Source organism: Pseudoalteromonas xiamenensis, from assembly GCF_017638925.1.
Classification (GTDB): domain Bacteria; phylum Pseudomonadota; class Gammaproteobacteria; order Enterobacterales; family Alteromonadaceae; genus Pseudoalteromonas; species Pseudoalteromonas xiamenensis.
Genome location: NZ_CP072133.1, coordinates 1,692,471 through 1,718,039, shown reverse-complemented (window position 1 = coordinate 1,718,039; position 25,569 = coordinate 1,692,471). Strand labels below are relative to the sequence as shown.

The following is a 25,569-nucleotide window of genomic DNA, read 5'->3' as shown; positions in this document are numbered from 1 at the left end:
TGAGAACGCTTAGGATAAATAAATTGGCCGTTAAAAGCGATTTTTCACGGTAAATTGCCATTGCATTGAGTCGACTTTTTCGTCTTTTTGTATCGGCCAAGCAATATCCATGTGCAGCATTAAATTTGAATTAGCGCGGCTCGGTGCGAGTCGAAGACCGAAACCCGCATCACTGAGAGTACCCAGTTCCGGTTGAAAAAGGGGTTTACCCGTTGTTTTGCCAATATCGACGAACAGTGCACCGCCGACTTTAAATAACTGCCATAAATCGTATTCCCAATAGTAGCGCTTTTCTAAATTCAGTAACCATTTCGAATCACCTTGGAGGTAATGAGCGGGGTAACCACGAAGTCCGGTTTCACCGCCAAGAGTGAGTTGTTTATCTAGCGTCATCTTGCGAATGTGTTGGTATTCAAGGTTGGCAAACCAAGATTCAGTCGCGCTATCGTTATAGTAGTATTGAAGCCCAAGCTGCAGGAGTTGATTTTCAGCGTCACTGCTGTCGACCTTCCATGCACCTTGGCTTAGTGCACTAAATTTTACGAGACTGCGATCATTGACGTAGTGTGATTTCGAGGCAAAAAGCCAATACAACCATCGCGATTCGTCGTCACTTAGCCCTTTATCCGAATACCCTAATTTTGCACTGATATTCCACCCTAGCTGTAAATCTTCGGTTCGAAAAATCGAGTCTACATTGCGGACTTTGACGTACGCGTTTTCAAGCCAGTTGTATTCAATGTAAGGATAACGAGCACTGCGGTCTGCGGGTAAGGCTCGAGTGCTGGCTAAAAGAGAAGTAAAGCGTTCTTTATCTTCTTGATAGCCAAAAAGGAGGCGGCGAGTCCAATTTTTCGCCACGGTCGTTGAGTGCCCAAAATAGATTTGATGGAGGTCAGTTTGCTGACTGAATTCATGAACAACTTCACCGCGTTCATACAAAGATTCAGTCCGCTTATTTGAACTCGTAGCAAAACCATAGGCGTAGGGCGTATCGAGTGCGTAAAAAGGGTAGGCCATCGACAACATGTGCATTTGCCCATCGTCATTGTCGGCGTAATCAAGGCGACCAGTATAACGAGAAGCTCCCAAATATTGGGGTCTTCGTAGACGAATAGGTACCCTTTTCGGCTTTCATCCGTGGTGTAGGTGAGCGACAAGCGCTTCCCTTTTCCCAGTAAATTTGTTTCTCGAAATCCAATGCGACTTTTGCTTTCGCCACCGCTGTGGCTAAAACCGAGATCGGGTAATAAAGTCCATAAATCACGCGTGACCACGGTGACGTGAATGTCTCCTTCACAGGCTACATCGGCGTAAATGCGAGCATCGTAAAGGTAGCGTTGTTGACGCAATAAACGTTCGCTTTCCATTAATTTTTCGGGCAAATACTCATCACCTTCTTGAAACAGTAAAACCTGCTTAATGACTTCTGCTTCAGTTTGAATGTGCGCGCGATTAGCGAACCGAAACAAGGCGTTATTTTCTTCGGGTAAATCGGTGTTGAAAACGTTTAATTGCACAAGCTCAATGTGGTGAATCGTGCGCTTAGGCTGGCGATTTGGGAGTGGACTGGCTTCTAAAATTTGGCGATTTGGCGCCAGCGATTCTTGATTTTTATCGTGCGCATTGGCGCAGGCTTCATTGCTAAAATCCTGTGCCATAAGTGGGGCGCTCAGTAAGCAAATGCTGAACCAAACAACACCGTACGCACGCCTTAAGCTGCGAGGAGCGTTGAATGTTAGGCTTTCAAAAACAGCAAGTTGCATTGTGCGCCCTTTATAACTTTGTAAAGATGGTTTTCTTTTAAGTGTAATGGGCGCAGGCGAGTTTGCTTAAAATATTTTGTGAAGTTGAAGCAGTAAAGCCTCCGCTTCTATCCCTTCAGGGTTTATCCAAATGCTGTCCGAGTAATAATCGTAATTGAGATTAAAGCTCTCTTCTTGAAAACGAAATCGAACTTGGCAGCGATCTGCTCCCGTATGCATTTCAAGCCAAGTTAACGCATCATGATGCAAAAAGACGGTCGCCCAAAGCTCAAACTCTTCTTGGTACGGAAACAGGTCTGGTTTAACCCAAATAATGGCGTGTTGTTCATCAAAGTGAAGCGTGGTCATAATGGCCTTTGTTAGGATTCATCTAAAGCGAGGTGATTCTCGATGAGCTGCATAAATGGCCCACCGTATTTCATTAATTTGGTGAAGCCAACACCGGACACTTTCAAAAACTCGCTGTCTGTCGTTGGAGTTTTCTGAGCCATTTCAGCCAGTGTTTTATCGTTAAAGACCACATACGGTGGAACGTCATCGGCATCCGCCAGTTCTTTGCGCAAGCTTTTTAACTTCGCAAAGAGTTTACGGTCGTAACTGAACTTGGCCAATTTGTCTTCGTATACGTGCACTGCTTGTAAGCGTGGTTCGGCTAACTCTAACGTGTATTCGTCGCGTAGCACCGCTCGAGACGCTTCGGTTAATCGCGACGTAGCACCTTGCGTGATATCTTGTTCCAGCAAGCCATGGTGGACGAGTTGCCGCAATACGCTGAGCCAATATTCGCTGCTGTGATTTTTTCCAATTCCATAGGTACTGAGCGCATGATGCTGGTTGTCGCGGATGCGACTCGTGTTTGCACCACGCAGTACATCAACGATGTAACCAAAGCCAAATCGTTGTTCAGCACGATACACACAGGATAGCGCTTGTTGCGCGACCAGCGTACCATCAAATCGCTTTGGTGGGTTAAGGCAGATGTCGCAGTTACCGCAAGGGTTGCGCTGATATTCACTGAAGTAGTTTAAGAGAATTTGGCGTCGACAGGTTTGCGCTTCAGCAAAAGCAGCCATAGCAGAAAAGCGTTGTTCTTCGACTCGTCGACGATGCTCGTCTTCAATGTCTTCAAAAAAGCGACGCACGCGCCCAATATCCGCAGGGTCAAAATACATAATTGCTTCGGCAGCCAGTCCATCTCGGCCAGCCCGACCTGTTTCTTGATAATAGGCTTCAACGCTTTTAGGAATGTCATAATGTAAAACGAAACGCACATTGGGCTTGTTGATCCCCATGCCAAACGCCACAGTTGCAACCACAATATGGATGTCGTCACGAGAAAAGCCGCTTTGTACAAATTGCCGTTCTTCGTTTGATAAACCCGCATGGTAAGCTGCAACATTAAATCCCGCTTCGCTCAACTTTTCGGCGACTTCATCGACGCGTTTGCGACTAGTGCAATAGATAATGCCACTTTGACCCTGTTGAGTTCGCAAATAACGCATCAGCTGCGCCATCGGTTTAAATTTTTCTTCGATGGTGTAACGAATGTTAGGGCGATCAAAGCTCCCCGTATAGATAAACGGGTTTTGCAGAGCAAGCTGATGCACAATATCGCGCCGTGTTGCGGTGTCTGCAGTGGCGGTTAATGCCATCATTGGGACATTTGGGAAAGCGTGCTTGAGTTGTTTCAGTTGACAATAATGAGGTCGAAAATCATGGCCCCAATGAGAGACGCAGTGCGCTTCATCAATGGCAAACAGGGATAACGGCAAATGGTGCAAGCGCTCGATAAACTCACGTTGCAGCACTTTTTCAGGCGCAACGTAAAGCAGTTTAATTTCACCATCGTGCAAGCGGCGATAGATGTCTACTTGGTCTTCGCGGGCAACACTGTTATTGATGAATTCCGCGGCAACACCCAACGCTTGTAACTGTGCAACTTGGTCTTGCATTAAAGATATCAGTGGGGATACAACAACCGTGAGTCCACTGAGTGCTAAAGCAGGAACTTGATAGCAAAGGGATTTTCCACCTCCGGTTGGAAGCAAAACTAAACTGTCTTTGCCGCTGAGTGCTGCTTGAATAACATCGCGTTGACCATCACGAAACTCGTGATAGCCGAAAACGTCATTCAAAATAGATTGCACATCAGGCGTAACAGGCATAGGAGTGGCTATCTGGTTCATGCGGGGCATTCTAGAAGTTTTTGTAGGGGATGTCTTTAGCTTTTTTAGGTTGATGCGGCAAGAGAAAGCGAGTAGGGTAAACTCATCGTACCAGTCGTGTTGGATAAGCTCATGGATAAAAAAGCATTAATGGATAAGGTTGAATGGATTTTTGTAAACCAAATGCCGTACAACCAATTTCTCGGTATTTCGGTTGCGGTGTTGAATGCTGAGCGGGCAGAAATCGTCTTGCCTTGGAAAGATGAATTTATTGGCAATCCAACGCAGAAAATCCTTCATGGTGGGGTTATTTCAGCCGTTTTGGATAACGTGGGCGGAATGTTAGCGGCGGCATCCATCATTGATAAACTCCCCGACTCGGAACTTCACACCGTACCAAGCAAACTGGCCACATTAGGGACGATTGATATTCGCACGGATTTTATTCGTCCAGGACGTGGTGATTCGTTTGTGGCCAGCGCACAGCTCATACGTTCGGGTAATAAAGTGTGTGTATGTCGGATGGAATTACACAATGATGAAGGTGTACAAATTGCCTTCGGTACAGCAACTTACTTAGTTGGATAGCCAAAAGCGAAGCGAATGCCTCGCTTTACCAGTTGCTAGACAAGTTTATCGTACAGTGCCGTGCCCCACACGAGCGCAACGATCGTCAAGCTGAATGTCACAGCAGCGGAGTCCCATGTCTTTGGCGCGCCCAGACAATTCGTGACGCTCTAAACTTACCCGATCGGTTAAGGCTTCGATAGCTGAGTTGAGCAGTTCAACAATCATCACCAACAGCAATACGCTCACCAGCAATGCCCAGTGACCTAAAGATTGTGCCAGCCAAAATGAACCTGGCAACATAACCAATGCAAGCATCGCCTCTTGTCTGAAAGCAGCCTCGTTTTGCCATGCGGCAATCATGCCTTTTCGAGAACAATCAGTGGCTTTAATCACACGCAGAATACCGTCACCGTTGGGCTTGTTTATCATGCTTTATCTCTTGAGGTTAAATGAGTAAATGGTGTTAAGGAGATGACTATCCAAATAATGGAGTTTGCGACCCCTCTGACTTTGCGGGACAGGGTAATGCATCCATATTGGCTCTGCAACGGAAAATCTGTAAAGAAGTGCAAGTTGCGAAATAGTGAGATTCTGCTTAACTGACAGAACGCTAATTAGGAGCAAAATTATGGCTATCGTTTCGTCTTCACCCGTTCACACATTTTGCTGGGCAGAGCTTTGTTCAAGTGATTGGAAAGCCGCTAAACAATTTTACCAAACCTTATTTAATTGGACATCGATTGATCAACCCATTGGAGCCGATTGCTTTTACACCATTACCCAAAAAGACGGGGTTGATGTCGCGGCAATGTATCAGATGATGGCCTCTCAACAAGCTGAGCAAATCCCAAGTCACTGGCTACTTTATATCGCTGTGAACAACGTGGATGAAATGGCTGTAAAGGCCACCGCCCTCGGGGCTGAGATCATTCATGGTCCCCATGATGTGCCGGGCGCCGGGCGTATGGTTATGTTGAATGAACCGGGTGGTGCGGTGTTCGCTTTATGGCAGGGCAGTGAACACATGGGCACGCAACGGAAATTAGAAACCAATGTGCCTTACTGGCATGAACTGGCGAGTAAAAATGCGTCAAAAAGTCGAGCGTTTTACAGTGCGCTGTTTGATTGGGAAGTCCAGATAAAACCAATGGAGGGCATGGAGTACTCGTTGTTTTGTCAACATGGCCAGCCTATCGCAGGACTCATGGAAATGACTGAAGAATGGGGAGATATTCCTGCACATTGGATGGTCTATTTTGCCGTTGCAAACACCGATGCTATGGTGGACAACGTCATCAACTTGGGCGGTGAGGTGTGTGTTCCGGCGACAGACATTCCCGAGGTTGGACGATTTGCTGTGATCACCGATCCGAGTGGGGCCGTATTCTCGATTATTCAGTCGTCAATGGGCGATGTTGAGTTGGCTTAGGCGCAAAAAAATAATCTCGTATCCTTGCATTAATTGGTATAAGTATTCGATGGGGCTATAATGCCCCTTTATTTTTGATGGGAAGAGACAATGGCACACACACAGCAAACCGTGGTTATTACTGGTGCAAGCCGAGGGATTGGGTTGGCATTATGTGAGCAGTACCAGCGCCTCGGCTATTCTGTTGTCGCGGTTGTTCGGACTTCATCTCCTGAACTTCGTCAGTTAGGCGTGGACATTCTAGAAGGAATAGACGTCACCAAAGCCAATGATGTCGCCAAGCTTGCACAATACATGGCAGGGCGTGCAATCCATCTTTTGATCAATAATGCTGGGCTTTTCCACAACGAGACATTAGACAGCCTCGATTTTGATGCGTTAGAACAGCAGCTTCAAGTAAACGCCATCGCCCCAATTCGGGTAACGCATGCGCTTTGCGCGTGCTTGAACTCTGGTAGTAAAGTGGCCATGATCACAAGTCGTATGGACTCAATTGCAGACAATAGTTCAGGCGGTTACATTGGCTATCGTATGTCGAAAGCGGCATTGAATGCGGCGAGTGTTAGTTTGTCGCACGAACTGAAACCAAAAGGCATCGCCCTTGCGTTATTGCATCCTGGGTTTGTGCAAACTCAAATGGTAGGGTTTGCAGGTGATATTTCGCCAAGCGAAGCGGCAGATCGATTAATTACTCGAATTGATGCGTTGAATTTAGATAATACGGGTCGCTTTTGGCATGCAAATGGCGAAGCGTTGCCTTGGTAATTTAGGAAATAACTCGTGAACGAAGAAAATAAGATTGTGCTGACTTTTGGGTTGTTTGAACTCAATGACACACTCGCCACTCGCGATATGAATGCTGCGGATTTAGAACTCACCGTCGTATTGGCGGATGATGCGATTGAAGCGTTATCGCAAGAACCAACAGAAGAAGAAAGTGTTAGCATTCATGTTGAGCAGTTTAATGTTGAGGCATTGAATAGCGCGTTTGCCAAGACGATAGAAGGTGACCTTGATGTACAGCTACTGTTAAATCATGGACCTGTACTGAGCGCGGTTGTTGAAGTGCCAACCGGTAAATTGTTTGTGTCTCCACCAATGGAATTACTGACCGCCTAAGCGCGTTGAAAGTTGAGCGAGCCGCTTGCCATAGCGTATGATAAAAACAAAGAAATTGAAGAGAGTGGAAGATGTCTACAAACGTTGCAAAACTAGTTGTTATGCTTGAAATGCAAAATGCGATGAACACCAAAGTACATGAAAGTTGGTTTGACCAAGGCTTTGATTGGTATCGTGCTATTTGGGTTGAATGTGCAGAAATGTTGGACCACTACGGTTGGAAATGGTGGAAAAAGCAAACGCCGGACACAGAACAAGTGATCCTTGAGCTGGTGGATATTTTCCATTTTGGATTGTCACTGCGTATTGATGGCAAAACATCCTTTGCGGACATCGCGGCGCATTTACACACGGAGCTAGACGCGCCAGTCCAAGGCGAAGACTTTAAAGTAACGCTCGAAAAACTAGCGGGTGCAGCAGTGACTGAAAAACGTTTTGATGCGCAGGCATTTGCTGGTTGTATGGCTCAAATCGGTATGTCATTTGATGATTTATATCGTGGTTATGTTGGTAAGAATACGTTGAATTTCTTCCGTCAAGATTTCGGGTATAAAGACGGTACTTACATCAAAGTTTGGGATGGCAAAGAAGATAACGAACATCTCGTTGAAGTGGTTAAATCACTTGATACCAGTGCGTCTGACTTCGCGACGCAAGTGTACGAAGGCTTAAAGTCTCGCTATCCAGCTTAATGATTTAGCTCTACACCCCATCGGGCACCTATTGGTGCCCGAACCATTGCTTTTCACTTTCCCACTAAAACGTGACACGCATGCCAAGGCCAATGACATCCGCTTCCTGTTTATCATTTTGATTGGACTTTGCCTCACCATGAGCGCCATAGAACATCAGCGTGCTATGTTGGCTGAGGTGGTAATCTACACCCAACGTGACGCTTGCATTGTTATCACCCTTAATCCCGTAGAAGGATTTGATACCCGTAGTAAAGCGAGCATTTATCCACTGCGCTTTGAACGTTAATTTGTCTAAATGATAGAGCACACTGACCAGTTGGCCGGATTGCTTGTCGAGATTGTTTTCCGTCGCGACACTCTGTTCAGTTAACACCCCGATTTGCCACTGTTCATACTGATAGGTTGCCGATAATCTGAGCAGATCTTGTTGCGTAATGTTTTGTTCATAAGCCAGTGCAACATAAAGGTTGTCGAGTTGGTATTTAATGCTGCTAGAGGTTCCTCGGCGTTCACGCGCATCCCCGTCTTTATCAACCAACACATAGGCAACAGCAGCGCTGACACCGTGAAGAGGCGCGGATTCGATGACCACCATGTTTTCAACGTATTCACCGGGTAAAAAAGTCCTTAAATCAACTACATCGTTAAATGCATCAACGCGGCCTTGAGACAGTTTAAATGGGGTATTACTGAAACCGAGCTTGAGACTACCATATTGATTTTTAAGTCCTACAACGGCTTCGCGTAAGAAAAACGAGTCGTCCTTTTTTTGTGTCTTCAAGTTCACACCATATTCCAATAAATAGAAGGCGTGCTCACTGTCAGAAAACGCTTCTTCACCTTTTACACCAATCCGTGATGCCTTACTTCGAAACGCACTGCTGTCATCCGACAACGACTCATCCGTGTACTGAACGTCTTCGCCAGCCAGCGCGACAATGCCATAAGAGGTTAAAGAAGGTGATGCCGCAAAAAGCGGTGTGGCGACGAGTAAAAGTGCCGTAGTGCAGGCGTGAGTGATTAATTTCATAGCGGGTAAGTATCGGTTTTACAACTTGTTTAAATTTACAAATTATTAAACTTTAAGGCGATAAGTTAATCTACTGTAACATGTTGCAGTTGTTGCTTTCGAGCAATGCAAGAATAATTGGCCTCATAAACACGCACACTTATTGAACGAACCGAATGGCGAATGCGCTGAGTGAGCAACGAATACTTTAATTATATGTAGGCCATAAAATGACCCGTAAATCAGAAATTATCTTTAACGAAGCAAACAAATACATTCCAAATGGCGTGAGTTCACCGATGAGAACGTTCTCTCTTGTGGGCGGTGACCCAATCATTTTGGAATCAGCGAAAGGCACGAAAATCATTGACGTAGACGGCCGTGAGTACACGGACTTTCTAAGTGGTTTTGGCGCAATTTTCCTTGGCCATTCACGTGAAGAAATCTCTCAAGCAGTCGCAGCTCAGCTAGACAAAGGTCTAGTTGTGGGGCTTTCTACAGAAATAGAGAAAGAGCTGGCGAGAAAGATTGTGGAAAGCACACCGGCTATCGACAAACTTCGTTTTGTTGTGAGCGGAAGCGAAGCGGTTATGACAGCACTTCGTATCGCACGAGCGTATACCGACCGTAAATATTTCGTCCGCTTTGTTGGCTCATATCATGGTCATGCAGACGCATTGTTAGCGCAACCAGGCGGCAATGTTGCGGTGGCTGTGAAAGGCACTACAAACGGTGTTGCTGAAAACAACGTGATCATGTGTGAATACAATAACTCTGAACAACTACGTCAAATTTTCGAAGAACGTGGTCATGAAATTGCAGCTGTTATTGTTGAGCCATTCGCAACAAACATGGGGTTTGTTAAACCTCACGCAAACTTCCACCAAGACATCAGACAGTTGTGTACAGATTACGGTTCACTGTTCATCTTCGACGAGGTTGTGACTGGCTTCCGTTTCCGCTTTGGTGGCGTGTCTGCGTTACTCGGTGTTGACCCAGATTTAACGACGTTCGGCAAAATCATTGGCGGTGGCGCTCCAGTTGGTGCGTACGGTGGTAAAGAGAAGTTCATGAAGTTAGTCGAAATCGGCAACAAAGTGTTCCAATCAGGTACGTTTGCAGGCAACCCAATCACCATGGCTGCAGGCAATGCAGCGCTAGATTTGATGGCTAAGCCTGGTTTCTATGAAGCAATGGATGAAAAAGGCGCGTTGCTTGAAAAAGAAATCAAACAGAATTTCGAAAAATACGACATCCCATTCCACTTTACTCGCTTTGGTGCGCTTTCTGGCATCGCATTTAGACGTTCTGCTGCAGACATGCAGAACTATTCCGATGTGAAACAACAAGAATACGAAATCTATAAAAACGTGCATTTAGCGATGCGTGAAAAAGGTTTCCTAATGGCACCGAGTTTAGAAGAGCCAATTTTCTTGAATGATGCACATACAAACGACGACATCATCCGTTTTGCTGAAGCGTTAGCGGTATCGATCGCAGAACAAATTAAGTAAATGAATTACCGCGTGCGCTTCCTGTAGCAAAGCGCACCGACTCAATTTTGAATACCAATTTTAAAGGATCTAAACCATGAGCAATTTAGCAACCAAAATTCTACCAAACGTAGAAAACGTGAAGAAAGAAGCAAACAACATTAAGCATTGGTACCGAAAAGCGACGGTGAGAACAACCGATCGTATCATCGTGCCAAGCTTAAACAGTGATGAATACATTTTCCCACCATCACGTCAGCCTTTAGTGTCACACCCAATGGTGATCAACAAAGGTAAAGAGACAATTTCTTATATTTTGGCGCAATCAGCGTATCGCTACATGTATGAAATCGGTTTGTTGGAAACGCGTTTTGTTATCGACTGTTCATTAAACATCGTTAATAACGTGATTGAAGGCTTCAGCGATGTCACCAAACGTGAAGCGTTAGCTATCGTGATTGACGAAGGCTACCACGCATACGTTGCATTGGATTTCATCATGCAAATGAAAGAGCAAAATGCAATTCAACCGCTTGAAGTACCACAAACAAATGGCAACTTAGATGCTGTACGCCACGCATATCAGGTATTGAGTTCAGAAATTCATCACCATTTCCAACTACTGTCAGTCACGCTTGCTGAACACACGTTAACAAAAGATTTGTTGGCGATTGGGGAAGAAAAGAGCGCGACTGAAACCTTTAACCAAGTGATGACAGACCACGTAGCGGACGAAGGTCGCCACGCGAGTTTCTTCATGACGGCAACGACAAACTACTGGGTGAAATTACCTGACGTAGTTAAAGATGAAATCGGTCAGTTCTTACCTGCGTACATCGACGAATACTTGAAAGGCGACGAAGAGCGAGATTTCGACCGCAAAGTGTTGTTAGCAAGTGGTTTCACTGACGCTGAAACACAGCAAATTCTGGATGACACGGCAGAAGTTTATCTTGGCAAAATGAACGCATACATTGAAAAGACAACTCTTCAACTTGTTGAGTGTGTTGAAAAAATGGGTTTATTGAACCACGAGAAGACAAAGCAAGCGTTCATTGCTCACGGCCATAACGTTTAATTTCCAAAGTGCAGGCAGGCGTGGCGAGAGTGTCACTCTCGTGACCGCTTGCTCACTTTAAATCAATGAAATGACATACCTCTTGTCAGGGAAGCTAAAACCAGACGACGTGCTTAATACCGAGGTATGAATGTTCTCTGCACAGGGGAGTTAAGCAAAATGATAGTACAAGCCTTATTAAACAACGCATTAAAATTTGAACATGATAATGCTGTAGTCGCCCAAGGAAAAAGCGTTACGTACGCTCAATTGGCGACTCAAGCGACGATGATGGCCAAAAATCTTGTACGTTTAGGCGTATCACGTGGTGATGTTATTGCGATTTATTCAGATCGTGGCATCAACACCGTTGTAAGCATGTTTGCTGTCATGCTATCAGGCGCTGCCTACACCATCGTAGAAATGACAGAGAAGCGCATTGAATGCGTGACTCACACAAAAAACATTGAACCTGATTTCGTCTTAGCGGATGCGAAGGAAGCGGCGATATTCTCTGACGTCGTGCCATGTTTTATTTTTGAAGAATTGACACGTGCAACATCTGACGACATTACCTTGCCAGAATTAGCGCAAGAAGACGTTGCCTATGTGCTGTATACCTCCGGGTCTACTGGCAAGCCAAAAGGCGTAAAAGTGAGTCACGGGAATATTGAGCACTACACTCAGTCTATTGCCACACTGACGCAAGTTCCTGAAGGACTCAACTATGGTCATTTAAGTACGTTAGCCGCGGACCTTGGCAACACCTCATTGTTTTTGTCGCTCTACAAAGCGGGTAGCTTGCACCTTATCGATCAATACACACGTAAAGATCCCATCAAGTTATTCGAGTACTTTGTTGCGAACCGCATTGAATTTGTGAAGATCACCCCATCTCATTGGTCTGCTGTTTCGGACGCGCACCAATTGAGTGGTAACCCATTCCCTCACCTTGAATACCTTGTTTTTGGTGGAGAGCCATTGCTCAAAACCGTCGTTGAAAAGGTGTTGAATTCAAACACAGTCAGTAACGTATTTAACCACTATGGACCAACTGAAACGACCGTTGGGGTTGCCGCGTTACGTTTAGAAAGCCTTGAACATGTGTCGCACATTCCAGGTGATGTGATCCCAATTGGATCCCTTTTGGCGAAACGACGTTCTATATTTTGGATGAGCAAGGGCACTACCGTTCAAGCTCGGTAAAAGGTGAATTACTGATTGCAGGGCCTTCTGTGTCAAAAGGCTACCGTAATTTGCCAGAAGAAAACGCGAATCGCTTTATTACCATTGAACTCAATGATGGTCGTGCCGTGCGTTGCTACAAAACGGGCGATTACGTAGACATCGATGAGGATGGTATCACCAGCTTTATTGGTCGTTTAGACCGCCAAGTGAAAATCAATGGCTATCGAGTTGAGTTGGAAAGTATTGAAAATACGATGCGTGACAACTTACCTATCTTTGGTGCATCGGCTGCGTATTTTGAATTGAACCAAAAGAAATGGTTAGTTGCCGCGATTACGCCACCGAGTGAACCATGTGCGGATATGACAGCTCGCCTTGAAGACGTCATGCCGGGTTATATGGTGCCACAGCGCATTTACGTGTTGGAAAACTTCCCGCGTAATGAGAATGGCAAAACAGACGTTAAAGCCATCAAAGCTATCTTGACCGAGAAACTGACGGAAGAATTGGCAAATCAAGCGAATAGCTCAGACACGCCGTCAATTGAACAAGATTATGACGGTGTCGCGTTAGAGGTCTACCTCGGCGTACAGCCGATATTCCACAAATACATCGCGAAAACCGAGTACACCATCCATGATAGTTTCTTTGAATTAGGCGGTAACTCACTTGATTCGGTGCAACTAGTCGCGAACCTTCAGTATAAAGGACTGTCGCTGTCGGCATTCGATTTTAACAACACGCCGACCATCGATGGCATTGTCAAAAGTGTGGTTAAAAACCGCGAGTCAGCGAATAAAGCGGGTAACGTTGTCGAGCGTACGGAAGTGACTGCGTTCGCAGCCGCGCAAGATTTCTTCTTTAAAGAAGAGCTTGCGTCACCTGATCTGTACAACCAAGCGTTGATGTTCCGCATCGACCAGCGTGTTGATTTTGACGTGTTGAAACAGGCGATGGGGATTTTGTGTGAACAGCACGAATTGCTCCGAACCTCATTTGCGCGTCAAGAAGGTCATTACGTTGCCAAACCACTCAACGCGTCAATTGATAGCGTGTTAAGCCGCTCTACGTTGCCTGCGAATGAAGATCATCGCACACTCATTAAAACGCGATCAACAGCGGTACAAGAGGCAATTAACCTTGCGTCTGGCGAAGTGTTTAAAGCACACCTTTTTGAAACAACCGATGCTGAAAGTTACTTGTTGCTCGTGGCACACCACATCAGCGTGGATGTGATTTCATGGCGCATCATCACCAGTGAATTGTCACAGCTTTATGGTGATTTAATTGACGGGATCGACATCGTGTCGAACCCCGTGCGTTGTAGCTTTTGGGATTGGGTTGACCACCTTGATTCGTCAATTGCAAAAGACACGTCCTCCTCGGTTAGTGCAGATCCTAAGCCGTCAGTATTCGCGTCAAAAATGCCGCACACAGAAGGTAACGCGCATACGTTTTGGTTCGCCTACTCCAAAGAACACTCGATTGAATTGGAGGCTGCATCAGCCGCTAAAAACGTCCCGCTGCATACACTTTTACTTGGCACATTGGCACATGAATACGGCAAGTTGAACAACGCAAACCGCGTATGCATTGATGTTGAAAGCCATGGCCGTGTGTCGTTTGACCCAGAAGTGGATATTTCACGCGTTGTTGGGTGGCATACTTCAACGTATCCGTTTGAAGTGGATGTGGACGCTTACGTGATTGACCAAACATTGTTGAACACCAAAAAAGAGTTCGATAGTGCAGTCAATTTAGGTGTCGAAAAAAGTTGGCAAGTAAAACACATCGAAGATGTTGAAACGCTTTACCACGCACCAATTTGTTTTAATTACTTGGGTGACACAGACTTCCCACATGACGACCGTTTAGCCTTAACGCCTAGCACGATGGACATCGGGCCATGTCGTGGCCGAGATAATATTCGTTTCCATGACATCAAAGTGTCTATTCAAAAAATGCATGGGCAATACGTCGTCGATATTTCCTATCCGTCGGTTTGCGATGAAACCCAAAAAGCACAGATCGTTGCGCTACTTGAACGCTATCGTGACCGCTTAAACAGTCTTTTGGTCGACCAATCGACGGTAATGGCACCGGTATTAATGGAAGGAACCAGTACAGGAGCAATTCATTATTGCCCTGAAGGCTTTATTTCAGCATCGGAGTCAATGCATCAGCGTCACTACGGTACGGTTCTGCTCACAGGTGCAAGCGGGTTTATCGGCGTGCATTGTTTAAAAGAGCTGCTAGATACCACGTCGGCTGAAATTGTCTGTTTGGTTCGCTCTTCAGCGGACAAATCAGCCGCAGAACGCCTATATGAAAATTGGTGTTGGTACTTCAGTGATGAAGATTGGCAGACCTATGCAGGCCGTATTGCGGTGTTAGAGAGTGATTTAACACGCACGCAATTTGGCCTTCGTGATGAACAGTATGAAGGGCTGAAAAACGTCGTTGATGCGATTTACCACTTAGCCGCAGACACGCGCTTAATTGGCTCAACGCAAGAGTTTTATGAGTCAAATATTGTCCCTCTAAAACAAATCATTAATTTCTCAAAAGTGGGCAAAGTTAAGGATCTGCACTACATGTCGACACTGGCTGTATGTGGTGTGAACCGTGACATGGTGAAGTTTAGAGAAAGCTCACTCAACATCGGTCAAGACTTCCAAAACGGTTACGAGAAAACCAAGTACCAAGCCGAAGAGTTGGTGAATAGCCACATCGTTGAGGGCTACCGTGCGTATATTTACCGAACAGGTAACGTATCCGGTAACTCTGTAACAGGTAAGTTCCAACGTAATTCCAAAGCAAACCGCCTCATTCAATTTTTGAATGCCACGGCAAAAGTTGGGGTATTGCCGACCAGCATCGACGAAGAGGTCAACTTAAGTCCTGTGGATGTGGTCGCTGCCTTCGTTGTGAAATTGTCATTGGATCACGAACAAGCCCCGGGCGTTTTCCATGTGGATACACCGCATTATTTCTCCATGAAGGCGCTCTATAAAGCGTTAGCGAATAACGGCTTTACGTTAAACCACTCAACAAACAAAACCTTTGGTGACGTGTTTGGATGGCTCGACAGTACGGTGGATTCCGATTTTGCACTTGGCAAATTATGGAGTTCGAGAAGCCCCCGCAACGTAATTTACGACCACAGTGTCACGCTCAGAAAGTTGGAGAAATTGGGTTGTCGTTTCGAGGAGCCAACAGAGGCTTGGATTGAAAAATTCATCTGCCACTTGATTGAACAAAAGGCGATTTCGAAATCCGACCCAGATCTACTGCACTTGGGCCAATTTACGAGAAAACGGATTTTCAAAAATCCGGATTATCCATCAGTTTTGCTGAAAGCTTCAGCGTAAAAATGTAGCAATGTTTATTTAATTCTGACAAAGAAAAGGACTAGTAAAATGAGAAAGTTAAACCCAGATTTCCAGCTAACAGCGGATCACGTCGAGAAATATCAACGCCAAGGATTTGTTGTATTAAAGCAATTCTTCTCGCTAGAGATGATTGAGTTTTTAAAAGCACGTGTAAACGATGAGTTTGAAACGCCAACAGACCACTATCAAAAAGGGTTTGATAAGTTGCGTTATGACCTATGTAACGGTGACGAAACGATTTTTGAATTACTTGAAGAAGAAATGTTCCAAAACGTTATGTTGTCACTGTGCCAAGAAGATTTGTTCTACACACAAGGCGTGGGTTTTAGCTTAAAACGCAGTGAACCAGGTAAAGTAAACAAAGGCTTTACATGGCACATCGAGTCACAAAGCTTTGGTTTTAACCGTGCAGAAGACAACGGTACGACGCTTTGGGCACCACTGCACGCAATCGATAGTAAGAAGCAACGTGGTGGAATGTGCTACGTGCCGCGTGACATCATCTCGGGTGAATTCATGTATGACTTCATTGACCCAGCTGTATTCAGATGTATGGATGAACACATCAAATCAGGTGGAATTGAATTTGAAGACTACGTAGCGCTTCGTGACGACCCGCTAAACTCAGGTGGTATTGCACGTTTGCTTGAATACTTCTCAATCGAAGATGACTTTGAGCTTGGTGACGTCATTCTATTCGACAAGTACGTTTTACACCGCGACGCACCTTTAGAAGCGGGTCCACTTGAAGCGCGTGATGCGTTCTCATTACGTTTTATTTCAGCAGACTCTCGTTATGACAAAGAGCGTGCAGAAATGATTGAAATTCCACGCAACTACTACGGTTACGAAGGTCCAACAAAGTTCCACTTAGAAATCTGCAAAGAAGACAACGAACTGATTGTTGAAAGTGCCTATTTTGACGCAGACCGCGAGCGCCGTTTCATTCGCGCAGACGCGAATTTCTACGATAACTTGAAGCCAAACAAACTTGAAGAAGTCGCGTAAGGATTAACATCGTGGATCAAATTAAATTTTATGAAAGTAAATTAGCGTTTGAAATGGATGCGTGGGATTTACACGAAGCGATGAAAGCAGGCCAAGACGTTGTGGTACTTGATGTGAGACAAACTCCGTCTTTCAACAAAAAACACATTGATGGTGCGGTAAGTTATCCGCACAAAAACATCACGGCGGAAAACCTCGCTGACTTTAATCAAAACACCTTATACGTCACGTACTGTGACGGCTTGGGCTGTAACGCGGCAACCAATGGCGCACTCAAAATGGCGAAATTAGGGTTGAATGTGAAAGAGACTCATCGGTGGATTGAGCTGGTGGAGTGAACACGGTTACCCAACGGTGTTGGAAACGTCACCAGCACGAGCTGCTTCTTAACCATAAGCTGTCAATGAGACAGCGAGTAAGACAAAGGATAAATATAATGCCGTACGTAAATATTAAAGTGACACCAACGCCAACAGGTATCACTAGAGAGCAAAAAGCAGAGCTAATTGAAGGCGTTGCAAAAGTACTAAAAGATGTACTCGGAAAACCAGAAAGCCTAACCACCGTCGTTATTGACGAGGTGGCATTAGATAACTGGGGTTCTGGAGGTAAACAAGTTCAGAAGCCTGTTTAAGCCATATTTAGTAAATATATTTATTAGCGTCGAGTATAGGTGCTCTTTATTAAGTTATATTAATAAGAGTGCCTATTATTTTTTGCTAATTATTATTTGCATAAATATTATCTGGCACTATAAAACATGTTATTGTGCTGTTGATATTGTGAAAAGGATAGTGATAAAATATTATGGCTGATTTATTTAAAGTATTTAAAGAGATAGCGAAGGATATGTCTCTTTCAGCAATTAATGCTGGATTCGTGACGGTATTGGTGGGTTTCACCAGTTCAGTTGTTATTGTATTTCAAGCCGCTCAGGCACTTGGTGCTAACCCACAGCAAATCAGCTCGTGGATTTTGGCGTTAGGCCTTGGGATGGGGATTTCAGGTATTGCGCTCTCCATCCGTTATAAAACACCAATTACCACTGCGTGGTCGACATCCGGTGCGGCGATGCTGGTGACGGGCGCATCTGGTGTTAGCCTTAACGAAGCAATTGGCGCATTTGTGCTTACTGGTGTGTTGATCAGTATCGCTGGGTTTAGCGGGCTGTTTGAGCGCGTGATGAAGAAAATCCCACTCTCACTTGCTGCTGCAATGCTGTCGGGCGTATTACTGGACTTCGGTATTAATGCATTCTCGGCGATGCAATCAAACTTAGTGCTGGTACTTGCGATGTTGTTAGTGTTTATCGTTTGTCAGAAGTTTTCAGCACGCTACTCGGTGATCTTAGCGTTATTGGTGGGCTGCTTAATTGCCTACAATCAAGGGATCATCCAGGCTCAAAGCCTAGATTTTGTGATAACAAAACCTGAGTTTATTATGCCTGAGTTTAGCATGCAGGCATTTATCGGTATTACTATCCCGCTGTTCATCGTAACGATGGCATCGCAAAATCTACCAGGCCTTTCTGTATTGCGTGCCTCTGACTATAAAGATACGCCCGTTTCTCCGCTTATCGCATGGACAGGTGTGAGTACAACGGTACTATCCGTGTTTGGTGCTTATGCCATCAACCTAGCGACGATTACGTCAGCAATTTGTGTCGGTAAAGAAGCACATCCTGATCCAAGCAAACGCTATGTCGCGGCTATCGCAGCGGGTTTTTTCTATATCTTAACGGGAATTTTTGGCGCAGCAGTTGTGCAAGCGTTTACGATTTTCCCTGAAGCGCTGATCCTCGCGATTGCCGGTATTGCGCTTCTTGGCACGATAGGTAATGCGTTAAATTCGGCAGTGCAAGATGAATCAAACCGTCAAGCGGCGATGATCACCTTCTTAGTGACAGCTTCCGGTATCTCATTTATGGGAATCGGCTCAGCATTTTGGGGCATTATTGCAGGCGTGTTTGCGATGCTGGTGAATCATCCACGTTTTGTGACTTTCTTTAGCTCAAAATGGGCAAAAAAGAGTAAAACGGCTCAGTTCGAAGTGTCGAAATAGGTAAGTACTCAAATGGATCTATTCTTTGGATATGAAATTTGGGTCGTGGTCACACTGGTTTTTGTCGCGCTGTGCGCTGGCTATATCGATGCCATCGCCGGCGGTGGCGGGGTATTGCAAGTGCCTGCATTACTCTTATGTGGTGTGAGTCCGATTTCATCGTTAGCAACGAACAAAGTGGTGTCGATGGTGGGCACCAGCTTTGTTGTGCTGAAATACTCGCTCAACAAGTTAATCAAATGGCGTTATGTCGCGTTGGCTATCATACCGTGTTTCTTAGGGTCTATTTTAGGTAGTAAATTGGCGATTTTGGCACCGGATTGGTTTCTCGAAGGCCTTATCCTGACCAGCATCGTGGTCGCATTGGTGTTCACGCGTTTAGTCAAAACCGATCAACACGTTGAAGACCAGCCACAAAGTAAGCCTAAATTTGTGTCACTCTTAACCGGTATTGGTGTATACGACGGATTAGCAGGGCCGGGTACGGGCTCTTTTATGGTGCTGGCAACCAACAAAAGCCTACGTTATGACTTGCTGGTGTCTACTGCCATCGCTAAACCAATTAACTTGACCACTAATGTTGCAGCAACACTCGTGTTTGTGTTTGCAGGCAAGGTCGTGTGGCCGATAGCCATTCCTATGTTAATCGCCAACTCCATCGGTGGTTGGATAGGTGGACATGCCGCGGTTGCCAAAGGTGCTGGATTTGTGAAGAAAATACTGAGCTTTGTTCTCATTGCCATGCTCTCAGCTAACGTTGGGAAAATGGTGTTTAACTTTTAGCCTGTTTCACGTTCACTATTTTTACCTCGCACGGCTGGATACGTTTATGTAACCAGCCGTTTTTATTTCTACGCCGCTATTAGCTCCCCGATACCTGCAGTTGTGCGTGATGAAAAGCGTGCTAATTGGCTGCATAACCTTAAAAACAGCGCTGTATTCGATACACTATTATCCATTTATAAACAGCTGGTTACCTGTAGTTTATATTTGCATATTGCAATACCGTATGTTGTAGGTGAGGGGCAAAAGCCGAGGCGGTAGCTTAATGGCTAAAGGATAGGTCAATACCCGTACCATTGAGACTGCTATCGAGTTGACGAACTGATTAAGGTGTCGTTTCTATTCCGATTTTCAGCAGCAAGGCATTTATATCGGACTCTTTTTATAGGCAATTAGGTAATAAAGTGTTGAGTTAAAAACGGTGTTGTTGTGATGAGAGGTGCAATTTGCAGATTTAAAGCAGTTGTTTGTGCATGTAGACAGAGTGAGTAATCAAGGGTTGGTACCACACGTTTTTACAACGAACCAACATCCTTATGTTTAATGCTTATTAGGGCTGTTCGCGCTTCGCTTTACGCAGTGCCCAAACGTAATCTAATCCTAGGTAAGGAATCGCTTCGCCATTACCATCTAAGAAGAGTTGTGGGTTCGGTGGACCAACGTAACCTAGCTTTTTACCATGAATATTGACTTCTTCGAGTAAAAAACCAATCGGTTTTGGTGCGCCTTCTTCACCTTTTACAGCCAAAGCATGGCAGGTGATACAAGAACTGGTTTCCAAGTCCATAAAAGCTTCAAGTTGTGAGTTGGCCAATACCGTTGGAACCCCTCTATTTGTTGACCAGTCAACTTGAGTGCCACGTAATCGGTAGTTTGCCCAGCGAGTACCTTCAAGTCCAAAGCCACTAGGGATCTCGTTACACGCTAAATTATCTGATGAGCAAGCAGCATGATCAACGGATTGTGTTAACCAACCGACAAAAGCGGTAGGGTATGTTTGCGCCCAACGGCGTTCGTTGTCTACGTGCTCAAAGGTCGCCCAAAACCACGTTGGACTGTCTTTTGAAACAATGTGCAGTCCGGATAAACCGTAGAGGTCAACATGGCCATCACGTTCGATTTCTTGCCAGTGGTAGTTCGGTTTATCCGCTTCAGTAATACGCACCCAGTTGCCTTTTACCGTCATTGACCCTAGTGGGAAATTAACGTTTTCGACACCGGCGCGAGCCAGACGTTCTTGCTCGTCAAGGCTATACAATTTGTGGTCTCGGATGTAGTCATAAGCGGCTTTATTGAGACGAATTGTTTCGTCAGCAAAGACACTGTAATCGCCCGTAGGCAAAGAGGTAAAGCCGCCTTGTTTACAGCCTTGTCGCCAGGTTTGCGGTTCAGCTGCTCCGTCTAAAAACGTTTCTTCGCGTGATTGCCAGCTTTCCCAGACTGTTAATCCCGCTTCGCCAAGTTGTGCATACGTGTCTGCTTTGCAGCGCGACGTGTCTGCAGGCCAGTTCAATGCGACAAAAAGCTGCCATGCATAGTAATCAGGGTTATTCATCGCCGTGGTTGTATCTTGAGGGATCAACCAAGGTTTTTCCGCGTTCCAAGGGCGGTGCTTAGGCCTATCGATGTTTTCTGCGGCCGAAAGCTGAGAAAATAACATCAAATTTATTAATAGGAGTCTTCCCACTAAACTTCTCATTATATTTCCTTATGTGTTGTGTTGTGTTGTGTTGTGTTGTGTTGTGTTGTGTCTTCTAGACTTGTACATTTCTAAAAGTTGGTTTCACGATCCCTTTCATGATCGCGAGTGCGACAGCGTGCTGCCTGTTATTTGCTTGTAGTTTTGAGATGATATTCATCAAGTGAAAGGTCACTGTACGTTGTGAAAGACCAATAATTTTGGAGATTTCCCATGCAGTTTTTCCTTCGCATGCCCAAAATAAACAGTCGTTTTCACGTGGTGAGAGTTTGCTAACTGCGCCGCATTCTTCTTTGATTCGCACATAACTTGCGAACAAATAAGAGGAAAAGGTATGTGCAAACACGAGAATTGAATCCAATTCATTGGCCTCCAATGGTGTTTCACATACCAAGTTAAAAAAGGCTAAGTCACCACTTTTTGCTTTTATTGGGATATTAACCCCACAAGTGAAACCATATTTACTGAAGAACGTTGCAACCATTTTTACATCAGAATTACCCTTAGAACTTTTCGCATCCCAATGTTGAGGTGTGTAATTATCTAATTGGCAATTAATAAATGCACTTTCACCTTCGCTACTCGATTTAATATCATTTTTAACTTCATCAGAAAGGTTTGAAAAGTTTCTTAGTTTTGATGAATATAATGAATTATTCTCAACGATGGTGAATATAAATTGCTTCATGCTTGCTAGTTTTGCAAACTCTTCACATAATAAATGAATGCTTTCGAAACAGCTGATAGATGTTGTTCTTTTTGCTAGACTGGAGAACTTTTTAATATCCATGGTGACGAATTTCCTTGTATGCTTATATCAGCACTTAGGTCTCAATATTTCGAAGTAAATCGATGAAATATTCAGGTGGTCGAGTACCGATAACCACTTGTTTGCCGTTAATACGAAGTGCCGGAACACCTCGTGTCGTGATTTGTCTTGCACGTTGGTACTTTTCAACTAAAGCAGGTTCTTGGAACTGTGCTGTGAGAGCTTGTTTTGCTTCACCTAGGTCTAAATCTAGACGCGCTGCTAGTTCCAACAATTGGTCTACTTTTGTTGGGTTAAGGCCTTTTTCAAAGTACCCTTCAATCAATAGCTCATTCATTGCGGCTTGTTTGTTCGACAGGCTTGCAAAATGCACCAAGCGGTGGCCAAGCGAGGTATTGTAGTAATGCGTGCGTTTTGAAAAGTCGATTTTGACGCCAGCTTGAGCCGCAGTTCTTAATAGACTTTCTCTGTATTCCGCATGCTGTTGCTCATTCCAGCCATTTAGCTTCATGAGATGTGTACTGATTTTTTCACCTTCCACTTTGAAGTTTGGTTTTACTTCATAAGGAAGAAATTCAATCTCAACGCTCACTTCATCGTTAAGCGCTTTAATTGCGGTTTTTAAATTTGCGTAGTTGATCGGACACCATGAGCAATCGATGTCGTGAACATACTCAATTTTTAAATTTTTCATAAAATTGGGCCTATATTCAGTGAATGAGGACAGGCGCTGACGCGCCTGTCTTCGAGTTAACGCTAGTTTTGCTGTTCAGCTTCTTGAGAAGCTTTGAAGCTAGGTAGATTGCTAACTGTGTCGATAAGCTTCGCCGTTTTGTCACCAATAACGATATCAACTGGGAAGTACTGACCCCATGAGTGATAAACAGTTAAAAGAATATCTGCAGCAGAGTAGTGGTCGCCGCCAAGGAAAGGTTGGTTTGCTAATTTAGCTTCAACCACTTTCCATAGTTGGTTGATTGACTGTGCAGCACTTTCTAGAGTAGCTTGTTTTACTTCCGTGTCAGTCATTGATTGACCGATGAAGAATAGCTTGCTGTACGCAGGATGCATTGTTGCGTTAGCAAAAAGTAGGTTTTGAATTGCTTCTTCACGTGCATCACCAGACGCCGGGAATAGGTTGTTTGCGTGCTTATCTAAAAGGTGTAGCAAAATTGCAGCGCCTTCAGTGTACTTTTTGCCGTTGTCTAAAAGTACTGGTACCGCGCCAACTGGGTTGATAGCTTTGAAATCTTCTACAGAGTCTTTGTTGATTAGCTTGAATTCAACGCCTAGCTCGCGAAGTACTACTTGAGTCGCTAGAGAACAAGCGCCCGTCATATAATAAAGTGTATACATGATAGATCCTTTTAAATTGATATCGCTTAGAGGGCCTTCTAGCTCCTAAGCACAAACGTTCAGCTCCTATTGCTCAACGTTGTGACAAGGTTAATCAGTTCGACTTTGACGATAAACAGTCGCTTTTCAAACATACCGTTTACGTACAGGAAACAATCCTGTTTATGGATGATTGTAAAAATGTAATTTAAATGTTGTTTTTTTTGAGGGGCGTTAGTGTACGATACGCCTTCATTTGTTCATTTAGGTAGGTGGTTCAATGGATAGATTAGGGGCGATGGAGATTTTTATCCGTCTATCAGAGTTAGGCAGTTTTACCGCAGTGGCGGAAGAAGCAAACTTGTCTAAATCTAAAATAAGCAAAGAAATAAGTAAGTTAGAAGAATATGTTGGAGCGCGTTTGTTACACCGCTCGACACGCCATTTGCAGCTCACGTCACTTGGCATGATTTACTTAAAGCGCTGTAAAAGTATTTTGCGCGAAGTAGAAGAAGCCCATTCTGACATTCAATTAATTCAAAAACGTCCAGCCGGAAAACTTAAAATTAGTCTCCCGATGGCATTGGGTTTGACAGAACTGTCTCCCATTTTCACCGAGTTTATGCGTTTGTATCCGCATATTGAGACTCGAAGTTTTTTTAAGTGATGAATCAATTGATCTCATCGAGCAGGGATTTGATGTCGGATTTCGAGCCGCGAGTGCGACATTCGATTCAAACTATGTAGGTAAAAAATTAACGCAATTCAACTACCATGTGGTTGCATCACCTGAGTATTTGTCTGCGCATGCGCCTATTCTCTTGCCTGAAGATTTAGAACGGCACAACTGTTTTGTCTATCGTTACTTTAGAAAAAAGAATGTGTGGCCCGTTGGGCAGGGGGTTGCGGTCAACGGATCGTTAAAAGCCAATAGCACAATTTTCATGTTAGATTTGGTCAGGGCGGGTCATGGAATTGGCTTCTTTCCCGATTTTGTCTGTCAAAAAGCGATTGATGATGGGGAAATCGTGTCCATCTTATCGGAGCATAATACGGCGAAATTAACGCTTTATGCGATGTATCCAGCACGTCATCATGTGCCTACTTCGTTACGGCACTTTTTAGACTTCTTTGAGCAGTGGTTTAAGAAGAAAAACGACCTAAAATCATCAAATTGATAAATGTCTTTGAGTCAGTGAGCAGTCAAGCAACAATTCAATATTGCGCTGTTTGACCTCACTCGAGTCCAGCTCGCCGGTGGTGTAAAAGGTCACCTCTGAGGTTTTAGCCTGTTCGTTGAGATTACATTCCATTTTTAGCAATGTATTTACTCGGTTTGCAATTGCCAATCCTGAATCAATGACATTTACATGACTTGGGATTGCACTTTTGATCTCGTCATTCAATAACGGAAAGTGCGTGCAGGCAAGAACCAATACATCGGTTTCGCTCGCCGTATGTTGAGCGAAAATGCGTTGCATTTCTTGTGTTACATTTTGTCCATCGAAGGGATCTGATGTGAGCTTTTGCTCTGAGGCTAGGACTAACGCTTCAGAGTCTTCAACAAGTACTCGACACCCCGTCGCAAAGTCGGCGATGAGTTGTTTTACATAGGCGGAATTAACGGTAGTATGCGTCCCGAGTACCATCACTACCCCTGATTTTGTCAGCGCTGCAGCGGGCTTAATCGCGGGTACAACACCAACAATCGGCACATTGAGTTTTGCTCTGAGTAAATCGAGCGCAATCGTACTTGCGGTATTACAGGCAATGACGATGATGTCGGGTCGAGTTAGTTCGCTTGCGGCTGAAACGACATCTAAAATGCGTTGTTTGAGTAAATCATGTGGCTTCTTTCCATAAGGAAAAAAACCACCATCAGAGACGTAACTCAGTTGTACGTTTGGCATTTTCTTTCTGATTTCGGCTGCGACCGTGAGTCCACCAGAACCTGAATCAAACACCAAAACCGAATTACTCATTGCACCTACCTTCAGATATACCTTAATTCTATGATTAGAGAGATGCCCC

At 44.7% G+C, this 25,569-nt stretch carries 26 protein-coding genes and 1 pseudogene; 16 read left to right on the top strand and 11 right to left on the bottom strand.

All coding sequences use genetic code 11. The features are described from left to right. Positions 1–30 precede the first annotated feature (30 nt). The 4 genes from J5O05_RS08285 to recQ all read right to left on the bottom strand — a co-directional run bounded on the left by J5O05_RS08285 (position 31) and on the right by recQ (position 3,961). Entirely contained in the window at positions 31–861 is an 831-nt protein-coding gene (locus J5O05_RS08285; RefSeq protein WP_341874717.1) for a BamA/TamA family outer membrane protein, read from the bottom strand. After that, the gene (locus J5O05_RS22725; RefSeq protein ID WP_341874716.1) at positions 789–1,766 is read right to left on the bottom strand and encodes a hypothetical protein; all 978 of its coding nucleotides are present in this window, start codon (positions 1,764–1,766) and stop codon (positions 789–791) included. The genes J5O05_RS08285 and J5O05_RS22725 overlap by 73 nt, the downstream gene beginning before the upstream one ends. A 66-nt stretch (positions 1,767–1,832) precedes the next feature. Continuing rightward, positions 1,833–2,114 (bottom strand): DUF3630 family protein, encoded by a 282-nt coding sequence (locus tag J5O05_RS08280; RefSeq protein ID WP_208844376.1) that lies wholly within the window; start codon positions 2,112–2,114, stop codon positions 1,833–1,835. 11 nt (positions 2,115–2,125) lie between these two features. Continuing rightward, complete coding sequence (gene recQ, locus J5O05_RS08275) at positions 2,126–3,961, bottom strand: DNA helicase RecQ (protein ID WP_425281512.1); 1,836 nt, start codon at positions 3,959–3,961, stop codon at positions 2,126–2,128. A 102-nt stretch (positions 3,962–4,063) separates the two neighbouring features. On the opposite strand from recQ, the gene J5O05_RS08270 reads away from it, so the two are divergent. Then, positions 4,064–4,519 (top strand): thioesterase family protein, encoded by a 456-nt coding sequence (locus tag J5O05_RS08270; RefSeq protein ID WP_208844374.1) that lies wholly within the window; start codon positions 4,064–4,066, stop codon positions 4,517–4,519. Between the two features lie 35 nt (positions 4,520–4,554). Here J5O05_RS08270 and J5O05_RS08265 read toward each other — a convergent pair. Then, positions 4,555–4,930 (bottom strand): annotated as a pseudogene (locus tag J5O05_RS08265) (diacylglycerol kinase). A 199-nt stretch (positions 4,931–5,129) separates the two neighbouring features. Here J5O05_RS08265 and J5O05_RS08260 point away from each other — a divergent pair. From J5O05_RS08260 to J5O05_RS08245, 4 genes are all read left to right on the top strand, one after another. Continuing rightward, a complete protein-coding gene (locus tag J5O05_RS08260; protein WP_208844373.1) occupies positions 5,130–5,930 on the top strand; it encodes a VOC family protein in 801 nt (266 codons plus the stop codon). A gap of 90 nt (positions 5,931–6,020) precedes the next feature. Continuing rightward, complete coding sequence (locus J5O05_RS08255) at positions 6,021–6,695, top strand: SDR family oxidoreductase (RefSeq protein ID WP_208844372.1); 675 nt, start codon at positions 6,021–6,023, stop codon at positions 6,693–6,695. A gap of 15 nt (positions 6,696–6,710) precedes the next feature. Then, positions 6,711–7,049: a hypothetical protein gene (locus J5O05_RS08250; protein WP_208844371.1), complete on the top strand. Its 339-nt coding sequence runs from the start codon at positions 6,711–6,713 to the stop codon at positions 7,047–7,049. A 71-nt stretch (positions 7,050–7,120) separates the two neighbouring features. Further along, complete coding sequence (locus J5O05_RS08245) at positions 7,121–7,741, top strand: dUTP diphosphatase (RefSeq protein ID WP_208844370.1); 621 nt, start codon at positions 7,121–7,123, stop codon at positions 7,739–7,741. Positions 7,742–7,805: 64 nt separating this feature from the next. Here the strand turns inward: J5O05_RS08245 and J5O05_RS08240 are convergent, their stop codons facing one another. Continuing rightward, on the bottom strand, positions 7,806–8,774 hold the full coding sequence (locus J5O05_RS08240) for a porin (RefSeq protein ID WP_208844369.1): 969 nt from the start codon (positions 8,772–8,774) through the stop codon (positions 7,806–7,808). 209 nt (positions 8,775–8,983) lie between these two features. Between J5O05_RS08240 and J5O05_RS08235 the strand changes: the two genes are divergently transcribed. The 9 genes from J5O05_RS08235 to J5O05_RS08195 all read left to right on the top strand — a co-directional run bounded on the left by J5O05_RS08235 (position 8,984) and on the right by J5O05_RS08195 (position 19,735). Further along, on the top strand, positions 8,984–10,267 hold the full coding sequence (locus J5O05_RS08235) for an aspartate aminotransferase family protein (protein ID WP_208844368.1): 1,284 nt from the start codon (positions 8,984–8,986) through the stop codon (positions 10,265–10,267). A gap of 76 nt (positions 10,268–10,343) precedes the next feature. Next, on the top strand, positions 10,344–11,324 hold the full coding sequence (locus tag J5O05_RS08230; protein WP_208844367.1) for a diiron oxygenase: 981 nt from the start codon (positions 10,344–10,346) through the stop codon (positions 11,322–11,324). A gap of 159 nt (positions 11,325–11,483) precedes the next feature. Further along, positions 11,484–12,509, top strand: coding sequence for an AMP-binding protein (locus J5O05_RS08225; RefSeq protein WP_208844366.1), 1,026 nt, complete (start codon positions 11,484–11,486; stop codon positions 12,507–12,509). Further along, positions 12,473–15,862 (top strand): SDR family oxidoreductase, encoded by a 3,390-nt coding sequence (locus J5O05_RS08220; protein WP_208844365.1) that lies wholly within the window; start codon positions 12,473–12,475, stop codon positions 15,860–15,862. The genes J5O05_RS08225 and J5O05_RS08220 overlap by 37 nt, the downstream gene beginning before the upstream one ends. A 48-nt stretch (positions 15,863–15,910) precedes the next feature. Next, on the top strand, positions 15,911–16,891 hold the full coding sequence (locus J5O05_RS08215; protein ID WP_208844364.1) for a phytanoyl-CoA dioxygenase family protein: 981 nt from the start codon (positions 15,911–15,913) through the stop codon (positions 16,889–16,891). A gap of 11 nt (positions 16,892–16,902) precedes the next feature. Next, positions 16,903–17,229 (top strand): rhodanese-like domain-containing protein, encoded by a 327-nt coding sequence (locus J5O05_RS08210; protein ID WP_208844363.1) that lies wholly within the window; start codon positions 16,903–16,905, stop codon positions 17,227–17,229. A gap of 98 nt (positions 17,230–17,327) precedes the next feature. After that, positions 17,328–17,525, top strand: coding sequence for a tautomerase family protein (locus tag J5O05_RS08205; protein WP_208844362.1), 198 nt, complete (start codon positions 17,328–17,330; stop codon positions 17,523–17,525). Positions 17,526–17,698: 173 nt separating this feature from the next. Further along, entirely contained in the window at positions 17,699–18,952 is a 1,254-nt protein-coding gene (locus J5O05_RS08200) for a benzoate/H(+) symporter BenE family transporter (protein WP_208844361.1), read from the top strand. Between the two features lie 12 nt (positions 18,953–18,964). After that, a complete protein-coding gene (locus tag J5O05_RS08195) occupies positions 18,965–19,735 on the top strand; it encodes a sulfite exporter TauE/SafE family protein (RefSeq protein ID WP_208844360.1) in 771 nt (256 codons plus the stop codon). Positions 19,736–20,285: 550 nt separating this feature from the next. Here the strand turns inward: J5O05_RS08195 and J5O05_RS08190 are convergent. From J5O05_RS08190 to J5O05_RS08175, 4 genes are all read right to left on the bottom strand, one after another. Further along, a complete protein-coding gene (locus J5O05_RS08190; protein ID WP_208844359.1) occupies positions 20,286–21,434 on the bottom strand; it encodes a hypothetical protein in 1,149 nt (382 codons plus the stop codon). A gap of 55 nt (positions 21,435–21,489) precedes the next feature. Then, positions 21,490–22,224, bottom strand: a complete 735-nt coding sequence (locus tag J5O05_RS08185; protein WP_208844358.1) for a LuxR C-terminal-related transcriptional regulator — start codon at positions 22,222–22,224, stop codon at positions 21,490–21,492. A 34-nt stretch (positions 22,225–22,258) separates the two neighbouring features. After that, positions 22,259–22,897, bottom strand: coding sequence for a DsbA family oxidoreductase (locus tag J5O05_RS08180; RefSeq protein ID WP_208844357.1), 639 nt, complete (start codon positions 22,895–22,897; stop codon positions 22,259–22,261). Positions 22,898–22,959: 62 nt separating this feature from the next. Next, positions 22,960–23,559: a glutathione S-transferase family protein gene (locus J5O05_RS08175; protein ID WP_208844356.1), complete on the bottom strand. Its 600-nt coding sequence runs from the start codon at positions 23,557–23,559 to the stop codon at positions 22,960–22,962. Between the two features lie 259 nt (positions 23,560–23,818). On the opposite strand from J5O05_RS08175, the gene J5O05_RS21790 reads away from it, so the two are divergent. Continuing rightward, positions 23,819–24,205: a LysR family transcriptional regulator gene (locus J5O05_RS21790; RefSeq protein ID WP_244369932.1), complete on the top strand. Its 387-nt coding sequence runs from the start codon at positions 23,819–23,821 to the stop codon at positions 24,203–24,205. Continuing rightward, entirely contained in the window at positions 24,180–24,716 is a 537-nt protein-coding gene (locus tag J5O05_RS21785) for a substrate binding domain-containing protein (protein ID WP_244369931.1), read from the top strand. The genes J5O05_RS21790 and J5O05_RS21785 overlap by 26 nt, the downstream gene beginning before the upstream one ends. Here J5O05_RS21785 and murI read toward each other — a convergent pair. Then, complete coding sequence (murI, locus tag J5O05_RS08165; protein ID WP_208844355.1) at positions 24,708–25,520, bottom strand: glutamate racemase; 813 nt, start codon at positions 25,518–25,520, stop codon at positions 24,708–24,710. The two genes, J5O05_RS21785 and murI, sit on opposite strands and share 9 nt — an antisense overlap. Positions 25,521–25,569 lie beyond the last annotated feature (49 nt).